The following is a 19,560-nucleotide window of genomic DNA, read 5'->3' as shown; positions in this document are numbered from 1 at the left end:
GCTGACACTCGCGATGTCAATCAACCAAAGGAATCCCAGCACCACGAACCCGAAGATCCGCAGCACCCGGGGTATTACTTGGCACTGACTTTCGGCACGCTGTTGAGTTCTCAAGGAACGGACGCGCGAAGAACCCGACCCCCTGTGAGGAGGCCTTCGTCGTCGGCGGCTTGTCCTACCTTACGCCGCTCCGGGGCGACCCTCGCGGGCCCTCCCCTCGCGGCCCCTCTCGGGGTCCCGCGCGGCGCAGAGAGAAAGTTACGCGCCTGTCGGTTGCCGTGTCAAACGCGTCCGGGGGTGACGGTCGACACCCGGCCGGAACCGGCGCGTCACCTGGCGTTCACGCGCCAGCGGGCTCCTCAGGGCGCGGACGGGCCACGCTGTACACCGGCCACGGCCCGCTTCCCCCGGCGCAGCACGAGCCACCCGCCGGGCAGCCAGTCGGCGTCCCCCGGGACGGCCTCGGCGTCGGTCACCCGCTCGTTGTTCAGGTACGCGCCGCCCTCCTTCACGGTGCGTCGCGCCTCGGAGAGGCTGGACGCGAGGCCGGTCAGCTGGAGCAGCTGCGCGACCGAGGGCACGTCGCCGTCCACGGTGACGCTGCCGGCCTCCCGCAGGGCCGCGCCGAGCGTCTCGGGTCCCAGGCCGGAGAGCTCCTCGCGACCGAACAGGGCCCGCCCCGCCGCCTCGGCCTGGCGGAGCTCCTCCGGGCCGTGCACGAGCAGGGTCAGCTCCTCGGCCAGCGCCCGCTGCACCGCCCGCGAGGCCGGGCGCTCGGTGCTCTCCGCGACCAGCGCCGCCACCTCGTCGGCCGGCCGCTCCGAGAAGAGCGGCAGCCAGGTGAGCGCGTCGGCGTCGTCGGCGTTGAGCCAGAACTGGAAGAAGGCGTAGGGCGAGGTGAGCGCGGGGTCGAGCCAGACGGTGCCGCCCTCGCTCTTCCCGAACTTCTGCCCGTCGGACTTGGTGACCAGCCGGGTGGCCAGCGCGTGCACGGCGGCGCCCTCGGTGCGGCGCACCAGGTCGATGCCGGCGGTCAGGTTGCCCCACTGGTCGGAGCCGCCGCTCTGCAGCGTGCAGCCGTGCCGGCGGTAGAGCTCGCGGAAGTCGTTGGCCTGCAGGATCTGGTAGCTGAACTCGGTGTAGCTGATCCCCGCCTCGGAGTTCAGCCGGGCCGACACCGCCTCCTTGGCCAGCATCCGGCCGACCCGGAAGTGCTTGCCGAGGTCGCGGAGGAAGTCGATCGCCGACAGCGGCTCGGTCCAGGACAGGTTGTCCACGTAGATCGGCGGGCGCAGCCCGTCGCGCTCGGCCGGGACGTCGAGGAACGGCGCCACCTGCCGGCGGATGCTGTCCACCCAGCCGGCCACGGTCGACCGGTCGTTGAGCTGGCGCTCGGCGGTCGGGCGCGGGTCGCCGATCAGGCCGGTGGCGCCGCCGACGAGCACGATCGGCTGGTGGCCGGCCCGCTGCAGGGCCCGCAGCACCATGAACTGCACGAGGTGGCCGACGTGCAGGCTCGGCGCGGTCGGGTCGAACCCGCAGTAGTAGGTGACGGGGCCGTCGGCGAGGTGCTTGCGCAGCTCGTCCTCGTCGGTGCTCTGGGCGATCAGCCCGCGGCGGTGCAGCTCGTCGATCACGTCCGTCACGGGACACCATCCTGCCCGGCGTCCCGGCGCCGGCGCTTGCCACCCGGCCGGAACGCGCTGACCGACCCCGCGTCGGTCTCCCAGAACCGCCAGGGCAGCTCGGTCGCCACGCTGATCCCCACCCGCGGGCCCGCGGAGACCCCGGCCGGCGGCGGGCCGGCGTGCAGCCGGACCGGTGAGGCGGGGTCGAGCAGGTCCGCGCCGCGGTCGCCGGGCCCGATCGCCAGCGCCTGGGTGAGCCGGGCCGGACCGCGGGCCAGGTCCCGCGCCGCGCGGGCAGCGGGACGGCGGGCCCGCGCGAGCGGCTCCCCCGCCACCACCTCGCCGGCGCGCAGGAGCACGGCCGAGCCGCGGCCCTCCGGCCCGACGACGACGTTGGCGCACCAGTGCACGCCGTAGCTGAAGTACACGTACAGCCGCCCCGGCGGGCCGAACATGATGGCCGCGCGCGGGGTCGGGCCGCGGTGGGCGTGCGAGGCCGGGTCCTCCCCCGCCCCGGAGTAGGCCTCCACCTCCGTCAGCCGCAGGACGACGCGCCCCTCCGGCCGGTCGGTGACCACGAGGCAGCCGAGCAGGGCCGGGGCCACGACGTCGACCGGCCCGAGCAGCTGCTCCGCGGTGAGCAGCCGGCCGGGGTCCACCGGGTCGGACGGTGCAGCGCTCAGAGCGCCGCCGCCACGGGCGAGGACGACGCCCAGTCCGCGTGCTGCCGCGCCAGCTCGGCCAGCTGGGTGAGCTGGCTGGCGACCCGCTCCGGCGCCGTCCCCCCGCGGGCCTTCCGGGCGGCCAGCGCGCCGCGGACCGAGAGCACCGAGCGCACCTCGGGGGTGAGCCGCTCGTCGATGCCGGCCAGCTGCGCGTCGTCCAGCTCGTCGAGCTCGAGGCCCGCGGACTCGCAGAAGGCGACCATCTCGCCGGAGATCTCGTGCGCCGACCGGAACGGCACCCCCTGCCGCACGAGCCACTCGGCGACGTCGGTGGCGAGCGCGAACCCCTGCGGCGCGGCGGCCTCGAGCACCTCCGGGCGCAGGGTCAGGGTGGCGACCATCCCGGTGACGGCGGGCAGCAGCAGGAGCAGCTGCTCCATGGAGTCGAAGACCGGCTCCTTGTCCTCCTGCAGGTCCCGGTCGTAGGCCAGCGGCAGGCCCTTGAGCATGGTCAGCAGGCCGGTCAGGTTGCCGACGAACCGGCCGGACTTGCCGCGGGCCAGCTCGGCGATGTCGGGGTTCTTCTTCTGCGGCATGATCGACGACCCGGTCGCCCAGGCGTCGTCGAGGACGGCCCAGCCGAACTCGGTCGACGTCCAGAGGACGACCTCCTCCCCCAGCCGGGACAGGTGGACGCCGAGCAGCGCCGCGGCGAAGCAGAACTCCGCGGCGAAGTCGCGGTCGCTGACGCCGTCGATCGAGTTGTCGGAGGCGCGGTCGAAGCCGAGCTCGGCGGCGACGGCGTCGGGGTCCAGCGGCAGCGAGGAACCGGCGAGCGCGCCGGAGCCGTAGGGGCTGACGGCGGTACGGCGGTCCCAGTCGCGGAGCCGGTCGACGTCGCGGGCGAGGGCGTGCGCGTGCGCCAGCAGCTGGTGGGCGACGAGGACCGGCTGCGCGTGCTGGAGGTGCGTCATGCCGGGCGCGGCGACGTCGGCGTAGCGCTCGGCGAGCCCGACCAGCGCGTACTCCAGCGAGGCCAGCTCGCCGACCAGCGCGCGGACGTTGTGCCGCAGGTACAGCCGCAGGTCGGTGGCGATCTGGTCGTTGCGGCTGCGGCCGGCGCGCAGCTTGCCGCCCAGCGCGCCGAGCTTCTCGGTGAGGCCCCGCTCGAGGGCCTCGTGCACGTCCTCGTCGGACTCCTGCGGGCCGAAGGTGCCGGCGGCGACCTCGGCGGAGAGCTCGGTGAGCGCGCCGACCATCCGGTCGAGCTCGTCGTCGGTGAGCAGGCCGCCGCGGTGCAGCACCCGGGCGTGCGCGCGGGAGCAGGCCAGGTCGAAGGGCGCCAGCGTCCAGTCGAAGTGCGTCGACTTGCTCAGGGCGGCCATGGCCGGGGACGGCCCGCCGCCGAAGCGGCCGCCCCACAGCCGGGTGTGCGTGGGCTGCGGTTCGGCGGTCACGAGGCGGGGTCCTCCAGGTCGGCGTTCAGTTCGGGGTAGACGGGCGGGGTGCGCCGGGCGAGCGCGGCGAGCCGCTCGGCCAGCGCCGAGCCGCCGTCGGGCTCGCGGGACACCACCAGCACAGTGTCGTCGCCGGCGATCGTGCCCAGGACGTCGGGGAGGCCGACCTTGTCCAGGGCCGAGGCGAGGAACTGCGCGGCGCCCGGCGGGGTGCGCAGCACGGCGAGGTTGGCGCTGCCCTCGGCGTTGGTGAGGAGGTCGGCGAGCAGCCGGGTGAGCCGGGCGGGGGCGGCCTGCGCCGGCCGCAGCGGCGCGTTCTCCGGCGGCAGCACGTAGCTGGCCGGCGCGCCGTCGGAGCCGCGCATCTTCACCGCGCCCAGCTCGTCGAGGTCCCGGGACAGGGTCGCCTGGGTGACCTCGACGCCCGACTGCGCCAGCAGCGCCGCCAGCTGTGTCTGCGAGGTGACGGCTTGAGCCTCGATCAGCTCGCGGATGCGCGCCTGGCGGGCGCTGCGGGACAGCGCACCGGTCATCGTCGGACGGACCTCATCGGGCACGCTCCAGGAGCCAGGCGAGGAGGGCCTTCTGCGCGTGCAGCCGGTTCTCCGCCTCGTCCCACACCACGCTCTGCGGGCCGTCGATCACCGCGGCGGCGATCTCCTTGCCGCGGTAGGCGGGCAGGCAGTGCAGCACGACCGCGTGCGTGGCAGCCCGCGCCAGGGCCGCCTCGTCGACGGCGTAGGGCAGGAACGGGGCGATGCGCTCCTCGTACTCCGACTCCTGGCCCATGGAGACCCACGTGTCGGTGACCAGAACGTCGGCGCCGTCGGCCGCGGCGGCCGGGTCCGCGGTCCACTGCACCGAGCCGCCGGTCTCCGCGGCGATCGCCGCGGCGCGCTTGAGCACCGACGGGTCGGGCTGGAAGGCCTCCGGCGAGCCGATCCGCACGTGCATGCCGGCGGTGGCGCCGCCCAGCAGGTAGCTGTGCGCCATGTTGTTGGCGCCGTCGCCGAGGTAGCTCATCGTGAGGCCGGCCAGCTCGCCCTTGTGCTCGGCGACCGTCTGCAGGTCGGCGAGGATCTGGCAGGGGTGGAACTCGTCGGTGAGCGCGTTGACCACCGGCACCCGGCTGGCCGCGGCCATCGCCTCGATCCGGTCCTGGCCGAAGGTCCGCCAGACGATCGCCGACACCTGCCGGTCGAGCACGCGGGCGGTGTCCTCGATCGGCTCGCCGCGGCCCAGCTGGCTGGCGGCGGCGTCGATGACCAGCGGGTAGCCGCCGAGCTCGGCGACGCCCACGGAGAAGGAGACCCGGGTGCGGGTGGAGGGCTTGTCGAACAGCACCGCCACCGCCCGCGGCACGCCGTTCGCCGCCCGCAGCGGCGTGGGCGCGGCCTCGGTGTGCCGGGTCCGCTTGAGCTCCGCGGCGAGCGCGAGGACCTCGGCCTGCTCGGCGGGCGACAGGTCGTCGTCCCGCAGGAAGTGACGCGTCACGAGCCGGCCACCGCGGCGTCGAGCGCCGCCGGCAGCGCGGCGACGAAGGCGTCGACCTGCGCGTCGGTGAGCACCAGGGACGGCGCCAGCCGGACGACGTCCGGCGCGACGGCGTTGACCAGGAACCCCGCCTCGCGGAGCGCGGCCTCGGCGGCGGCCGCCACCGGCGCGGTGAGGACGACGCCGAGCAGCGCGCCCCTCCCCCGCACGCCGGACACCGTGGCGTGCCCGAGCCCCTCGATGCCGGCGGTGAACCGGTGCTCGAGCTCCTTGGCGCGCTCCAGCAGCCCCTCGTCGCGGATGGTGTCGAGCACCGCGAGCGCGGCCGCCGCGGCGATCGGGTTGCCGCCGAAGGTCGAGCCGTGCGCCCCGGCGGTCATCAGCTCCGCGGCGTCGCCGAAGGCCAGCGCGGCGCCCATCGGCAGGCCGCCGCCGAGCGCCTTGGCCAGGGTGATCACGTCGGGCTGCAGGCCGTCGGCCTGGTGGGCGAACCAGTGCCCGGTGCGGCCGATGCCGGTCTGCACCTCGTCGACGGCGAACAGCGCCCCGGCGCCGGCCGCCGTCGAGGCGGCCGCGGCCAGGTAGCCGGCCGGCGGGGGCTGGACGCCGCCCTCGCCCAGCACCGGCTCGAGCAGCACCATCGCGGTGGCGTCGGTGACCGCGCCGGCCAGGGCGTCGGCGTCCCCGTAGGGCACGTGGGACACCCCGCCGGGCAGCGGCGCGAACGCGGCGGCCTTGGACGGCTGGCCGGTGAGCGCGAGCGCGCCCATCGTCCGGCCGTGGAAGGCGCCCTCGGCGGTCACGACCTCGGTGCGGCCGGTCAGCCGGCTGAGCTTGAACGCGGCCTCGTTGGCCTCGGCGCCGGAGTTGCAGAAGAAGACCCGGCCGGGCCGGCCGGCGAGCTCCAGCAGCCGCTCGGCCAGGGCGACGCCCGGCTCGTGCATGGCCAGGTTGGAGACGTGGCCGAGGGTCTGCGCCTGCCGCGTGACCGCCTCGACGACCCGGGGGTGCGCGTGGCCGAGGATCGTGGTGGCGATGCCGCCGAGCAGGTCGGTGTACTCGCGGCCGTCGACGTCCCAGACGGTGGCGCCCGCGCCGCGGGCCAGCGCGACCGCGGGGGGCCGGTAGTTGCCCATCATCACGGCCGACCAGCGGCGGGCCAGCTCCCCGGTGTGCGTCGTCGTCATGCTGTCGCCTCCTCCTCGTCGGTCGGGTCGAGGGCCGGCTGCGCGGGGACGACCATCGTCCCGGTGCCCTCGGTCGTGAACATCTCCAGCAGCAGGGCGTGCGGGGTGCGGCCGTCGACGACGGTCGCCCGCTTCACCCCGCCCTCGACCGCCCGCAGGCAGGCGGCCATCTTCGGCACCATCCCGGAGTCGAGATCCGGCAGGATCTCGGCCAGCTCGGCGGCGTCGATCTGCTGCACCAGCGAGCCCCGGTCGGGCCAGTCGGCGTAGAGCCCCTCGACGTCGGTGAGGACGACGAGCTTCACCGCGCCCAGCGCGACGGCGACCGCGGCCGCGGCGGTGTCGGCGTTGACGTTGTGCACCACGCCGTCGGCGTCGGGGGCGACGGTGGCGATCACCGGGATGTGCCCGGAGTCCAGCAGCGCCCGCACCGGCCCGGCGTCCACCTCGACGACGTCGCCGACCAGGCCGACGTCGACCGGTTCGCCGTCCACCAGCGCCGACGTCCGCTCGGCGCGGAACAGGCCCCCGTCCTCCCCGGACAGGCCCACGGCCAGCGGGCCGTGCTGGTTGATCAGCCCGACGACCTCGGGCGTCACCTGCCCGGTGAGCACCATCCGGACGACCTCGATGGTCTCCTCGGTGGTCACCCGCAGGCCGCCGCGGAACTCGCTGGCGATGCCGAGCCGGCCGAGCATCTCGGTGATCTGCGGGCCGCCGCCGTGGACGACGACGGGCAGGATGCCGCAGGTCCGCAGGAAGACCATGTCCTCGGCGAAGGCGCGGCGGCACTCCTCGTCGACCATCGCGTGGCCGCCGTACTTGATCACCACGACGTTGCCGTGGAACTCCTTGAGCCACGGCAGCGCCCCGGTGAGGACGGCGACCTTGAGCGCGTCGCCCTCCGGGTCGTACCTCCGCATCTTGCGGGTGGTGCCGATGCGGCGGCGCACGGCCGGCACCTCGGGCGCGCGCTCGTCGACCCGGACGTCGGGCGGGGTCGGGTCCTGGTGCTCGCTCATGTGGAGTACGCCGAGTTCTCGTGCACGTAGGCGATGGACAGGTCGTTGGTCCAGATCGTCGCCTGCTGGTCGCCGGCCCTGAGGTCGACGTCGATGGTGATCTCCCGGCCGGTGAGGTCGACGCCCTCGCGCGGGTCCCCGATCGCGCCGCCCCGGCAGACGGTGACCCCGTTGATGGTCACGTCCACCCGGTCGGCCTCGAAGGCGGCGTCGGTGGTGCCGATCGCGGCGAGCACCCGGCCCCAGTTGGGGTCGTTGCCGAACAGCGCCGTCTTGAGCAGGTTGTTCCGGGCGCAGGCCCGGCCGGCGGTGAGCGCGTCCTCGACCGTGGCGGCGTTGCGGACGGTGATCGCGATGTCCTTGGTCGAGCCCTCGGCGTCGGCGAGCAGCTGCATCGCGAGGTCGGTGCAGGCCGCGGTGAGCGCGTCGGTGAGCTCCTCGGCGCCCGGGGTCACCCCGCTCGCGCCGTTGGCCATGACGATCACCGTGTCGTTCGTGGAGAGGCAGCCGTCGGAGTCGACCCGCTCGAAGCTCATGCTGGTGGCCGTCGCCAGCGCGGACCGCAGCACCTCGGGCGCGACCACCGCGTCGGTGGTGAGGACGACGAGCATCGTGGCCAGGCTGGGGGCGAGCATGCCGGCGCCCTTGGCCATGCCGCCGACGGTCCAGCCGGCCCGCTGCTGCACCGCGGTCTTGGGCACCGAGTCGGTGGTCATGATGGCGCGGGCGGCGTCGGGCCCGCCGTCGCCCGACAGGCTCTTCGCGGCGTCGGTGACCCCGGGCAGCAGCCTGTCCATGGGCAGCCGCACCCCGATGAGCCCGGTGCTGGCCACGGCGACGTCGATCGCGCCGAGGCCGAGCGCGGCCGCGGTGTGCTCGGCGGTGGCGTGGGTGTCGCCGAAGCCCTCCGGCCCGGTGCACGCGTTGGCGCCGCCGGAGTTGAGGACGACGGCCCGCAGCCGGCCGGTCGAGAGCACCTGCCGGCTCCACTGCACCGGGGCGGCCGGGAAGCGGTTGGTGGTGAAGACGGCGGCCGCGGCGTCGTCCGGTCCGTCGTTGACGACGAGGGCCACGTCGGGCGCGCCGGTCGACTTGAGCCCGGCGGCGACGCCGGCGGCCCGGAAGCCCTGGGGCGAGGTGACGGTCACGGCGCGACCCCCACGAGCGGCAGGCCGGTGGGCTCCGGCAGGCCCAGGGCGAGGTTGGCGCACTGGATCGCCGCTCCCCCGGTGCCCTTGGTGAGGTTGTCGACCGCGGCGACCACGACCAGCCGGCCGGCGTCGGGGTCGACCGCGAGCTGGAGCGCCACGGTGTTGGCGCCGAGCACCTGCGCGGTGGTCGGCCACTGCCCCTCGGGGAGCAGGTGCACGAACGGCTCGTCGGCGTAGGCCTTGGCGTAGGCGGCCCGGGCGGCGTCGGCGTCGACCCCCGGCGCGAGCCTCGCCGAGCAGGTGGCGAGGATGCCCCGGCTCATCGGCACCAGCGTCGGGGTGAAACTGATCGACACGGGCGCGCCGGCCGCCTGGGACAGCGTCTGGACCATCTCCGGGGTGTGCCGGTGGACGCCGCCGACGCCGTAGGCGCTGACCGAGCCCATCACCTCGCTGCCGAGCAGGTGCGGCTTGGCCGACTTGCCGGCGCCGGAGGTCCCGGAGGCGGCGACGACCACGACCTCGGGCTCGACCAGCCCGGCGGCCAGCGCCGGGGCCATCGCCAGGGTGACCGAGGTGGGGTAGCAGCCGGGGACGGCGATCCGCCGCGCGCCGGTGAGCCGCTCCCGCTGGCCGGGCAGCTCGGGCAGCCCGTAGGGCCAGGTGCCGGCGTGCCCGGAGCCGTACCACCGCGTCCAGGCCGCGGGGTCGTTGAGCCGGTGGTCGGCGCCGCAGTCGATGACGAGGGTGTCCGCGGGCAGCGCGGCGGCGACCTCGGCGGACTGCCCGTGCGGCAGGGCGAGGACGACGACGTCGTAGCCGGCCAGGTCCTCGGGGCCGCTGGGCCGCACCTCGAGGTCGGCGTAGGGCAGCAGGTGGGGCTGGAGCTCACCGAGGCGTCGGCCGGCGCTCGATGCCGCGTGCACCCCGGTCAGCCGGAGGCTCGGGTGCCCGGCCAGCAGCCGGCACACCTCACCCCCCGCGTACCCGGTGGCGCCGGTGACCCCGACCGTCCACGTCCGCGATGCGCTCACGATGCATGACCATACACGGTTATGCATGACCGTTCATCACGGGTGCCCCCGGCACTGCGGTCCCCGGGATGCTCCGCCGCTGCCCACGGGGAGTGGGCAGCGGCGGAGCATCGGGATGGGGACGGCGCCCGGGGACGGGGGACGGCGTCCGGGGGGCGCCGGGCCTGCGGGGGTCAGCCGCCGTAGCCGGCGAGCTTCGCCTCGGCCTCGGTGACGCCCCGGGAGAAGCGGCGGACGTACTCGGCCTCGAGCTGGTCGGTGCGCTCGCGGTGGTTGGCCCACGCGCCGGCGGAGCCGGTGCGGAGGATGTCGTGCCGCTTCTCGTAGAGGTGGGCGAGCTCGCGGTTGAGGTCCTCGTCGGAGATCTCGGCCATGGCCGGTGGGTGCAGCATGACCCCGACCCTAGGGAGCCGGACGCGGCGCCGCAGGGCGTCAGCCGAGCGGGTCGGCGTCCCCCCACGGGCGCAGCCGCAGCCGCCGCGCGTCGCCCTCGGGCGCGCGGGCGGCGAGCTCGTCGGGCGTCTCGTTGTTCACGTGCAGGAAGCGGCCCGCCCACGCGTCGAGCCGCCCCTCCGCGATGGCCACGACCATGCCGACCACCCGCTCGGGCGGCGTCCAGCCCTCGAAGCCCTGCCACATGGCCATCGACCGGGTCATCGCGGTGTCGACGACGCCGGGCGCGACGTCGAAGGCGTGCACGTCGCTGCCCTCCAGCGCCCCCTCGAGCGCCTCGGTCATCCGCATGAGCCCGGTCTTGGCCACCGAGTAGGCCGAGTACTGCGGCCGGGCGCGGACGCTCATCCCGCTGGCGATGTTGACGATCCGGCCGCGGTTGCGCAGGACCATCCACGGCACGACCGCCCGGCACAGCAGGTAGCTCCCGCGCAGGTGGGTGGTGACGACGTCCCACCACTGGTCCGGGTCGGTCTCCCACAGCGGTTCCTCGGCGGCGTCGACCTGGCCGGCGTTGTTCACCAGCAGGTCGACCCGCCCGAGGTCGCCGGCGACCTGCTCGACGGCGGCGTCCACGGCGGCGCGGTCGGTGACGTCGGCGGTCACGGCGAGCGTGCGCGCGCCGGTGGCCGCCGCGATCTCGTCCATCGCCGTCCGCAGCCGGTCGGCCCTGCGGGCGAGGCCCGCGACCGCCATGCCGCGGGCGGCCAGCCCCTCGGCCAGCGCCCGGCCGATGCCGGTGGCCGCGCCGCTGACCAGCGCGACGCCGGTCAGCGGGGCCGGCTCAGCCACGGAGCACCGCGCCCGTCCGCTCGCCGACCAGGGCGACGGCCCGCTGCCGCACCTCGGCGGCCTCCTCGCCGGTCAGCGTCCGGTCGGGGGCCCGCAGCGTGAGCGCGTAGGCCAGCGACCTCTGCCCCTCCGGCACGGGGGCGCCGGTGTAGACGTCGAACAGCCGCACCGACTCCAGCAGCGCCCCGGCCCCCTCGCGCAGGGCGGCCTCCACGTCGGCGGCCGCCACCTCGGTCGGGACGACGAACGCGAGGTCGAGCAGCACCGGCGGGAAGGTGGAGATCGGCGGCGCCGACGGGACCGGGGCGGCGGGCAGCGCGTCGACGTCGAGCTCCATCACCGAGGTGCGGGCGGGCAGCTCCAGGGCAGCGCACACCCGCGGGTGCAGCTCGCCGGCGTGGCCGACCACCCTGTCGCCCACGAGCAGCTCGGCGCAGCGGCCGGGGTGCCACGGGGCGCGCTCGCCGGCCCGCACGGTCAGGTCCACGCCGGCGGCCGCGGCGACCCGGCGGGCGGCCTCGACGGCGTCGGCCCACCCGGCCGGGCGGCCCGGGCCCCACCAGCCGCGCGGCTCGCGGGCGCCGGTGAGCGCCACGGCGACGTGCCACGGCTGCTCGGGGACCGCGCCCAGCAGCGCGGCGAGGACGTCGTCGTCCGGGCGCCGGTCGACGCCGGGCAGCGGCGCCGGGGAGCGCCGGTCGCCGGGGAACACCGCGCCGTGCTCGAACAGCGCGAGGTCGCGCTGCCCGCGGGCGAGGTTGCGGGCGAGGGTGGCGAGCAGCCCGGGCAGCAGCGTCGTCCGCAGCGCCGGCTCCTCCTCCGACAGCGGGTTGCGCACGAGCACGACCCGGCGGCGCGCGTCGTCGGCGGGCAGGCCGAGGGCGTCGAGGGCCCGCTCCCCCACGAACGGGTACGAGGGCGCCTCGACGTACCCGGTCTCGGCCAGCGCCCGGCCGATCGCCCGGCGGCGCCGCTGGGTCTCGGTGAGCCCGCGGCCGGGCGGGGCGGTGGGCAGCACCGAGGGGACGTCGTCGTAGCCGGCGAGCCGGATGACCTCCTCGACCAGGTCGGCCGGGTCGGTGAGGTCGGGCCGCCAGGACGGCGGGGTGACGCGGAGCGCGTCCCCGGACCCGTCGGCCGAGCAGCCGACCGCGGTCAGCAGCTCGACCACCCGGGCCTCGGGGTAGGGCACCCCGGCGACGCGGGCCGGGGCCCCGGCGTCCAGCGCGATGACCGGCCGGGGGCCGCGGGTGTCGACGTCGACCGGGGAGCCGACCACCCGCGCGCCGCCGTACTCGGCCAGCAGCGCGGCGGCCCGGGCGAGGGCGACCACGGTCATCTCCGGGTCGACGCCGCGCTCGAAGCGCTTGGCCGCCTCGCTGGGCAACCGGTGCCGGCGGGCGGTGCGCGCCACCCCGGTCGGCTCCCAGTGCGCGGCCTCCAGCAGCACGTTGCGGGTGCCGTCGCCGATCTCGGTCGACGCCCCGCCCATGACCGCGGCCAGGCCGACGGGGCCGGTGTCGTCGGTGATGAGCAGGTCGTCGCCGTCGAGCACGCGGTCGGCGCCGTCCAGCGTGGTCAGCCGCTCCCCCGCCCGCGCCCGGCGGACGACGATCGGGCCCTTCACCGCGTCGCGGTCGAAGGCGTGCATCGGCTGGCCGAGCTCGAGCATCACGTAGTTGGTGACGTCGACGGCCAGCGAGATGCTGCGGACGCCGGACTGCGCCAGCCGCCGGCGCATCCACCACGGGCTGGGGGCGGCCGGGTCCAGGCCCTCCAGCGCGATCATCGAGAACCGGTCGCAGCGGTCGGGGTCCTCGACGCGCACCTGCCACGCGGGCTCGCCCGACCAGCCCGAGAGCTCCACCGCGCCCGGGTCGCGCCAGTCGACGCCGAGTCCGGTGCCCATCTCGCGGGCCAGGCCGCGCATGGCCAGGCAGTAGCCGCGGTCGGGGGTGATCGCGAGCTCGATCACGACGTCGTCCAGGCCGACCAGCGGCCCGGCGGGCGTGCCGGGCGCGGGAGCCGCGGGATCGGAGCTGTCGCCGAGCACGAGGATGCCGGCGTGGTCGTCGCCGACCCCGAGCTCGCGGACCGAGCAGATCATCCCGTCGGAGACCCGGTCGTAGGTCTTGCGCGAGGCGATCGCGAAGCCGCCGGGCAGCACCGCGCCGGGCAGCGCGACCACCACGGCGTCGCCCACGGCGAAGTTCCGGGCGCCGCACACGATGCCCACGACACCACCCCGCCCTCCAGCCCCGGCCGCCGCCTCCCCGACGTCCACCTGCGTGTAGCGGATCGGCTTCTTGAAGCCGATCAGCTCCTCGATCTCCAGCACCCGGCCGACGACCAGCGGGCCGGTCACCGGCTCGGGGCGGTGGATCTCCTCGACCTCGAGGCCGAGCCGGACGAAGGCGGTGTCGAGGTCCTCGACCGTCGTCCCGGCGGGGACGTCGACGTACTCGGCCAGCCAGCCGATCGGGACCCGCATCAGAGCTCCACTCCAAAGGCCTGCGTGAACCGGACGTCGCCCTCGACGATGTCGCGCATGTCGGTGATCCCCGACCGGAACATCAGCCCGCGCTCGATGCCCAGGCCGAAGGCGAAGCCGCTGTACTCCTGTGGGTCCACCCCGCAGGCGGTCAGCACCCGCGGGTTGACCATGCCGCAGCCGCCCCACTCGACCCAGCGCGGGCCGTCGCGGTGCTCGGGGAACCAGACGTCGAACTCCGCCGACGGCTCGGTGAACGGGAAGTACGAGGGCCGCCAGCGGGTGACCGCCTCGGCGCCGAACAGGGTGCGGGCGAGGTGGTCCAGGGTGCCGCGCAGGTGCGCCATGGTGAGCCCGCGGTCGACCGCCAGGCCCTCGATCTGGTGGAAGACCGGGGTGTGCGTCGCGTCGAGCTCGTCGGTCCGGTACACCCGGCCGGGCGCCACGACGTAGATCGGCGGGGTCCGGGACAGCATGGTGCGCGCCTGCACGGGGCTGGTGTGCGTGCGCAGCACCAGGCCGGAGTCCTCCGGCGCGACGAAGAAGGTGTCCATCATCGTGCGCGCCGGGTGGTCGCGGCCGATGTTGAGCGCGTCGAAGTTCAGCCACTCGGCCTCGAGCTCGGGGCCGTCGGCGACCTCGTACCCCATGCCGACGAAGACGTCGGCGATCCGCTCGGCGAACGTGGTCAGCGGGTGCCGGGCGCCGCGGGGCAGCCGGTCCCAGGGCAGGGTGACGTCGACCCGCTCCTCGGCGAGCACCCGGGCGTCGCGCTCGGCCTCCAGCTCGGCCAGCCGCCGCTCGTAGGCCTCGGTGACGGCGACGCGGGCGGCGTTGACCCGCTTGCCCGCGTCGGAGCGGGCGGCCGGGGGCAGCGCGCCGAGCTCGCGGCGGGCCAGCAGGACCGGGGCCCGGTCGCCGAGGTGGGCCGGGCGGACGGCGGCCAGCCCGGCCAGGTCACCGGCGGCGCCGAAGGCCTCGACCGCGGCGGCGACCGCGGCGTCGAGGGCCTCGGCGGAGAGCGCGGCGACCTGCTTGGGGTCGTAGGGGTCGTTGGCGCCAGACACGGGAGGCCATTCTGCCCGGCACCGGACCGGCCACGCGCGTGGGTTCTCGGCACCCGCCCGCGACCTGCCCCGGCGAGATCTGCACAGTGGTCGCCGTCAGCGTCCGATGGCGACGACTGTGCAGATCTCGCCGAGGGAGAGGGGTGGCGTGGCCGTCGTCCTCGCGCTGGCCTCGGCGGTCGTCTACGGGGCCGCGGACTTCCTCGGCGGGCTGGCCAGCCGGCGCGCGTCGGTGTTCGCGGTGGTGGCGCTGTCCCAGGCGGCGGGGCTGGCCGCCCTGCTGCTGCTCCTCCCCTGGCTGGGCGGCCCGGCCACCGGCGCCGACCTGCTGTGGGGCGCAGCCGCCGGGCTGGCCGGCGCGACCGGGCTGATGCTGTTCTTCCGCACGCTGGCCGCCGGGGTGATGAGCGTCGTCGCGCCGACCACCGCGGTCACCGCGGCCGCCGTCCCGGTGCTGGTCGGCGTCGCCTCCGGCGACCGGGTCGGGGGCTGGGCGACGGCGGGCATCCTGCTCGCCCTGGTCGCCGTCGCGCTGGTGTCCGCCGAGGACGGGCTCGGCGCGCTGCGCGCGGCCCGGCCCGCATCGCTGGGGCCGGCGCTGCTGGCCGGCACCGCCTTCGGGCTCTTCTTCGTGGCCCTGGACCAGACCTCGGCCGACTCCCGCCTGACGCCGCTGGTCGCCGCGCGGCTGGCCTCGATCGGCCTGGTCCTGCTCGTCGCGGGGACGACGCGGCGCTCCCTGCGGCCGCCGCGGTCGGCGCTGCCGCTGGTCGTCGCCTCGGGTGTCGGCGACATGGCCGCCAACGCGCTGTTCCTGCTGGCCACCCAGGCGCCCGGGCAGCTGGCGATCGTCGGGGTGCTGGGCTCGCTCTACCCGGTCAGCACCGTCGTCCTGGCCCAGGTGCTGCTGCGGGAGCGGCTGGCCGGCGCGCAGGTCGCCGGGCTGGCCGCCGCGGCGGTCGCCGTCGTGCTCATCACCACGCCGGGCTGAGCGGTCTCCCCCCGCCGGGTGGGATCCCGGACCGAGCCGTCGCCGAACGGGTGCCGGCTGCCGATGCCCTGTCCGTGGACCTCCTCGCCCCCGCCCGCACCGCCGCCGACGACATCGCCGCCGTCCTCGCCTCCGGCGCCGTCCGCAGCGTGTTCCAGCCGATCGTCGAGATCGACACCGGCCGGGTGGTCGCCTACGAGGCGCTCGCCCGCGGACCGGTGGGGCCGCTGGAGCGACCCGACCAGCTCTTCGGCGCCGCCCGGGCCGCCGCGCGCCTGGCCGAGCTGGACCAGGCGTGCCGGACCGCCGCCCTGCGCGGCGCGCTCGAGCAGGGGCTGACCGCCCCGCTCACGCTGTTCGTCAACGTCGAGCCCGAGGTCCTCGACTCCGCGCCGATGGAGACTCTGCTCGGCCTCGCCGCGGCCGCGCCGGGCCGGCTGCGGGTGGTCCTGGAGATCACCGAGCGGGCCCTGGCCGCCCGCCCCGCCGAGCTGCTGCGCACCGTCGAGCGCGTCCGGTCGGTCGGCTGGGGCGTCGCGGTGGACGACGTCGGCGCCGAGCCGATGTCGCTGGCGTTCATGCCGCTGCTGCGGCCGGACGTCGTCAAGCTCGACCTGCGCCTGGTCCAGGAGCGCCCAGGACCCGACGTCGCCGAGATCATGAACGCGGTCAACGCCTACGCCGAGCGCACCGGCGCCGTGGTGCTCGCCGAGGGCATCGAGCACGAGCAGCACCTGGCGATGGCGCGCGGGCTGGGCGCCACGCTCGGCCAGGGCTGGTTCTTCGGCCGCCCGGCGGACGGTCCGGTCACCGGCCGGGAGACCGGCGAGCTGGCGCTGCCCGGGACCGCGGACCGCGTCGTCGCCGACGAGACCGTCTCCCCCTTCGCGTGCCTGCCCCCGGGGACGCCGCTGCGGCAGGCCCCCAAGGCGCTGCTCATCGAGCTGTCCAAGCAGCTGGAGCGGGAGGCCCTGCGGACCGGCCGCACCTGCGTGGTCGCGGCCGCCTTCCAGGAGGCCCGCCACTTCACCCCCTCCACCACCCAGCGGTACCGGGACCTGGTCGACCGGACGGCGTTCGTCTGCGCCCTCGGCGAGGGCCTGCCCGAGGAGCGGCTGCCCGGCCTGCGCGGCGCCACCCTGGCCGCCGGCGACCCGGTGCGCGGCGAGTGGGACGTCGCCGTCCTCGCCCCGCACTTCAGCGCCGCCCTGCTCGCCCGCGACCTCGGCGACACCGGGCCCGAGCTCGAGCGCCGGTTCGAGTACGCGCTCACCTACGACCGCGACACCGTGGCCCGCGCGGCGTCGTCCCTGCTGGCCCGGGTCGCCCCGCGCGGCGGGCAGGCCCCGGCGCCGGCCCCTGCGGCGGCGCCCGCCCCGGTGATCCCGGCGCCCCGCGCCGCCGTCGAGTCCGTGCCGACCGGGGACGCGCTGCTGCTGGAGGCGCTGGGCGCGACGCCCAGCGGCGTCGCGGTGGCCGACCTGCGGCTGCCCGACCAGCCGCTGGTCTACGTCAACCCGGCCTTCGAGCGGCTCGCCGGGCTGCCGGCCGAGCAGCTGCTCGGCCGCAACTGCCGGTTCCTGCAGGACGCCGACACCGACCCGGCCGCGGTCGCCCGCATCCGGGCCGCCGTCGCCGCGGGCGAGGAGTGCCGGGAGACGGTGCGCAACGTCCGCGGCCCCGAGCGCACCCCGTGGTGGAACGAGCTGCACCTGGCGCCGGTCCGCGACGCCTCGGGCGCGGTCGTGCAGTACATCGGCGTCCAGGTCGACGTCACCGCCCGGGTCGAGGCCGAGCGCGCCCTGCTGCAGGAGCGCGACCGCACCCGCGCGGCGCTCGCGCGCATCGAGGAGCTCGCGGCCACCGACCCGCTCACCGGCCTGGCCAACCGGCGCCGGCTGCAGGAGCAGGTGGAGACCGCGCTGTGGGACGCCCGCGCCCGCGGCGACGCCCTGGCCCTGCTCTTCCTCGACCTCGACGGGTTCAAGGCGGTCAACGACCGGTTCGGCCACGCCGCCGGCGACGGGCTGCTGCAGGAGGTGGCGTCCCGGCTGCGGCAGCGGCTGCGCCGCCGCGACCTGGTGGCCCGGCTCGGCGGCGACGAGTTCCTCGTCGCGCTGCCCGACCTGTCGGCCGGCAACGCCGCCGCCGAGGCCCGGCGGGTGGCCGACGACCTGGTCGCGGCGGTGTGCCGGCCGGTCGACGTGCACGGCGCGCCGGTCTTCGTCGGGGCGAGCGTGGGGATCGCGGTGGCGCCGGCCGACGGCGACGAGTTCGCCGCCCTGCTGCACCTGGCCGACCTGCGGATGTACGAGGCCAAGGCCGCCGACACCCGCTGACGCCGTGCGGGAGCGCCGTTCCGCTCCGTGCGGAACGGCGCTCCGGCACGCCGGGGCCGGGTCAGTCGGCGCGCAGCGGGGGCAGCAGCGCCGAGAGCCCGCCGTGGGCCAGGTCGGTCAGCTGCTCGGCCAGGTCGGCGGCCGGCACCGCCCGGGTCCCCGACCACCAGTGGGCGGTCAGCTGCACCATGCCGACCACGCCGTACGCCCAGGTCATCGCCGCCGCCGTGGGCCGCCCGGCCGCCGCGAGCCGCTCGGTCATCAGCATCCCGAGCGCCTCGGCGACCTGACCCTCGGTCGCGGCCACCAGGTCGGCGCGGCCGGAGCGGCCGGCCTGGGCATAGGCGAACCGGTACAGCGCCGGCTCCTCCTCGATGAGCTGCACGAAGGCGGCGATGACCGCGTGCAGCCGGGCGCGGTCGTCGCTGCGCTCCAGGGCCAGCTCGCCGAGCAGCCGGGGCAGCAGCACGTCGCTGGAGATCCGCTCGAGGACGGCGTCGATGAGCTCGTCCTTGTCGGTGAAGTAGCGGTAGATCACGGTCTTGGAGACCCCGGCCGCGCGGGCGACGTCGTCCACGGCGAAGTCCGGCCCGGCCGTGCGCAGGGCGCTCAGCGCCGCGCCGACCAACTCCTCGCGGCGGCTGCGGCGGTGCTCGGTCCAGCGGGCGCTGCGGCCGTCCGTCTTCGACACGCCGCCATCCTCCCGCATCGGTTGCCTGTGTCGCACGGTAACGGCTACCTTCGGACACAGCATGAGCCGCACCGCTCCCGGAGGAGTGCCGATGACCGCCACCGTGCCGACCCGCTCGACCGACCGCCAGCAGCTGTCCACCCGGCTGCTCGGGTCCGCGGCCCGGACGTCCTTCGACCCGACGGTCGACGTCGACTGGTCCGCGCCGATCCCCGAGGACCTGTACGGCCTGTCGCCGGAGTGGTCGACGCTGTACGGGACGCCGCTGTGGGACGGGCTGACCGAGCAGCAGCGGGTGACCCTGACCATCCACGAGTACTGCTCGATCTCCGGCGTCGGCATCTGGTTCGAGTGCCTGCTCATGCAGCTGGTGCTCAAGGACGTCTACGGCGACGACCCCTCCCAGCCGCACGTGCAGTGGGCGCTCACCGAGGTCGCCGACGAGTGCCGGCACTCGGTGATGTTCGCGCGGACGGCGCAGACCTTCGGGGCGCCGTCCTACCAGCCGCCGCCGTCGATCCTGAGGCTCGGCAAGGCATTCGCGGCCCGCGGCTCGGGCCCGTCGGCGTACGCCGCGATCCTGGTGGCCGAGGAGATCCTCGACATCTTCCAGCGCGACCTGATGCGCGACGAGCGGGTGCAGCCGCTGACCCGGCGGACCAGCGAGATCCACGTCGTGGAGGAGGCGCGGCACATGCGCTTCGCCCGCGACGAGGTGGCCCGCCGCACGCCGCGCCTGGGCGCCCTGGCGCTGCGCCGGCACCGCACGCTGGTCGCCTCCGTGGCCGCGATCGTCGCCGACAACCTGGTCCAGCCGCAGGTCTACGCCTCCGTCGGGCTCGACCCCGCCGCGACCAAGGCGGTGGCCCGCGCGAACGCCCACCACCGCGCGAAGCTGCGGGACGCGTCGGCCGGCCTGGTCGCCTTCCTCCGCGGGGTCGGCCTGATCGGCGGCCCCTCCGAGCTGCTCTGGAAGCGCGCCGGCCTCGTCTGAGCGGAGGGGGGGGGGGGGGGGGGGGGGGGGGGGGGGGGGGGCGGGGGGGGGGGGGGGGCGGGGGGGGGGGGGGGGGGGGGGGGGGGGGGGGGGGGGGGGGGGGG

At 76.2% G+C, this 19,560-nt stretch carries 17 protein-coding genes; 3 read left to right on the top strand and 14 right to left on the bottom strand.

The features are described from left to right. Positions 1-359: 359 nt before the first annotated feature. The 13 genes from tyrS to pheS form a co-directional block, all read right to left on the bottom strand. Positions 360-1,646, bottom strand: coding sequence for a tyrosine--tRNA ligase (gene tyrS / locus ACI79F_RS24040; RefSeq protein ID WP_456547582.1), 1,287 nt, complete (start codon positions 1,644-1,646; stop codon positions 360-362). Continuing rightward, complete coding sequence (locus ACI79F_RS24035; protein WP_456547583.1) at positions 1,643-2,287, bottom strand: DNA-3-methyladenine glycosylase; 645 nt, start codon at positions 2,285-2,287, stop codon at positions 1,643-1,645. Before ACI79F_RS24035 ends, tyrS begins: the two co-directional genes overlap by 4 nt. 20 nt (positions 2,288-2,307) lie before the next feature. Then, a complete protein-coding gene (gene argH, locus ACI79F_RS24030; RefSeq protein ID WP_456547584.1) occupies positions 2,308-3,750 on the bottom strand; it encodes an argininosuccinate lyase in 1,443 nt (480 codons plus the stop codon). After that, positions 3,747-4,283 carry an arginine repressor gene (locus ACI79F_RS24025; RefSeq protein WP_456547585.1) on the bottom strand — a complete coding sequence of 179 codons (537 nt, stop codon included), beginning with the start codon at positions 4,281-4,283 and terminating at the stop codon, positions 3,747-3,749. Before ACI79F_RS24025 ends, argH begins: the two co-directional genes overlap by 4 nt. Before the next feature lie 13 nt (positions 4,284-4,296). Then, a complete protein-coding gene (gene argF / locus ACI79F_RS24020) occupies positions 4,297-5,244 on the bottom strand; it encodes an ornithine carbamoyltransferase (RefSeq protein WP_456547586.1) in 948 nt (315 codons plus the stop codon). Beyond that, positions 5,241-6,431 carry an acetylornithine transaminase gene (locus ACI79F_RS24015; protein WP_456547587.1) on the bottom strand — a complete coding sequence of 397 codons (1,191 nt, stop codon included), beginning with the start codon at positions 6,429-6,431 and terminating at the stop codon, positions 5,241-5,243. Before ACI79F_RS24015 ends, argF begins: the two co-directional genes overlap by 4 nt. Further along, entirely contained in the window at positions 6,428-7,453 is a 1,026-nt protein-coding gene (gene argB, locus ACI79F_RS24010) for an acetylglutamate kinase (protein ID WP_456547588.1), read from the bottom strand. Before argB ends, ACI79F_RS24015 begins: the two co-directional genes overlap by 4 nt. Continuing rightward, positions 7,450-8,601, bottom strand: a complete 1,152-nt coding sequence (gene argJ, locus ACI79F_RS24005; RefSeq protein WP_456547589.1) for a bifunctional glutamate N-acetyltransferase/amino-acid acetyltransferase ArgJ — start codon at positions 8,599-8,601, stop codon at positions 7,450-7,452. Before argJ ends, argB begins: the two co-directional genes overlap by 4 nt. Further along, positions 8,598-9,638, bottom strand: coding sequence for an N-acetyl-gamma-glutamyl-phosphate reductase (argC, locus tag ACI79F_RS24000; RefSeq protein WP_456547590.1), 1,041 nt, complete (start codon positions 9,636-9,638; stop codon positions 8,598-8,600). The genes argJ and argC overlap by 4 nt, the downstream gene beginning before the upstream one ends. 173 nt (positions 9,639-9,811) lie before the next feature. After that, positions 9,812-10,030 (bottom strand): DUF6158 family protein, encoded by a 219-nt coding sequence (locus ACI79F_RS23995; RefSeq protein ID WP_456547591.1) that lies wholly within the window; start codon positions 10,028-10,030, stop codon positions 9,812-9,814. Between the two features lie 40 nt (positions 10,031-10,070). Beyond that, positions 10,071-10,883, bottom strand: coding sequence for an SDR family NAD(P)-dependent oxidoreductase (locus ACI79F_RS23990; protein ID WP_456547592.1), 813 nt, complete (start codon positions 10,881-10,883; stop codon positions 10,071-10,073). Further along, a complete protein-coding gene (gene pheT, locus ACI79F_RS23985) occupies positions 10,876-13,374 on the bottom strand; it encodes a phenylalanine--tRNA ligase subunit beta (RefSeq protein ID WP_456547593.1) in 2,499 nt (832 codons plus the stop codon). The genes ACI79F_RS23990 and pheT overlap by 8 nt, the downstream gene beginning before the upstream one ends. Beyond that, positions 13,374-14,441, bottom strand: a complete 1,068-nt coding sequence (pheS, locus tag ACI79F_RS23980; RefSeq protein WP_456547594.1) for a phenylalanine--tRNA ligase subunit alpha — start codon at positions 14,439-14,441, stop codon at positions 13,374-13,376. The genes pheT and pheS overlap by 1 nt, the downstream gene beginning before the upstream one ends. Positions 14,442-14,589: 148 nt before the next feature. On the opposite strand from pheS, the gene ACI79F_RS23975 reads away from it, so the two are divergent. Continuing rightward, positions 14,590-15,432 carry an EamA family transporter gene (locus ACI79F_RS23975; RefSeq protein WP_456547595.1) on the top strand — a complete coding sequence of 281 codons (843 nt, stop codon included), beginning with the start codon at positions 14,590-14,592 and terminating at the stop codon, positions 15,430-15,432. Positions 15,433-15,506: 74 nt separating this feature from the next. Then, positions 15,507-17,771, top strand: coding sequence for a diguanylate cyclase domain-containing protein (locus ACI79F_RS23970; RefSeq protein ID WP_456547596.1), 2,265 nt, complete (start codon positions 15,507-15,509; stop codon positions 17,769-17,771). Between the two features lie 61 nt (positions 17,772-17,832). On the opposite strand, the gene ACI79F_RS23965 is transcribed toward ACI79F_RS23970, so the two are convergent. Further along, complete coding sequence (locus ACI79F_RS23965; RefSeq protein WP_456547597.1) at positions 17,833-18,462, bottom strand: TetR/AcrR family transcriptional regulator; 630 nt, start codon at positions 18,460-18,462, stop codon at positions 17,833-17,835. A 91-nt stretch (positions 18,463-18,553) separates the two neighbouring features. Here ACI79F_RS23965 and ACI79F_RS23960 point away from each other — a divergent pair, with 91 nt between their 5' ends. Further along, positions 18,554-19,456 (top strand): AurF N-oxygenase family protein, encoded by a 903-nt coding sequence (locus ACI79F_RS23960; protein WP_456547598.1) that lies wholly within the window; start codon positions 18,554-18,556, stop codon positions 19,454-19,456. Positions 19,457-19,560: the final 104 nt, after the last annotated feature.

It is taken from the genome of Blastococcus sp. SYSU D00868, assembly GCF_054050575.1.
This window is presented reverse-complemented; position numbering and strand designations above follow the sequence as displayed.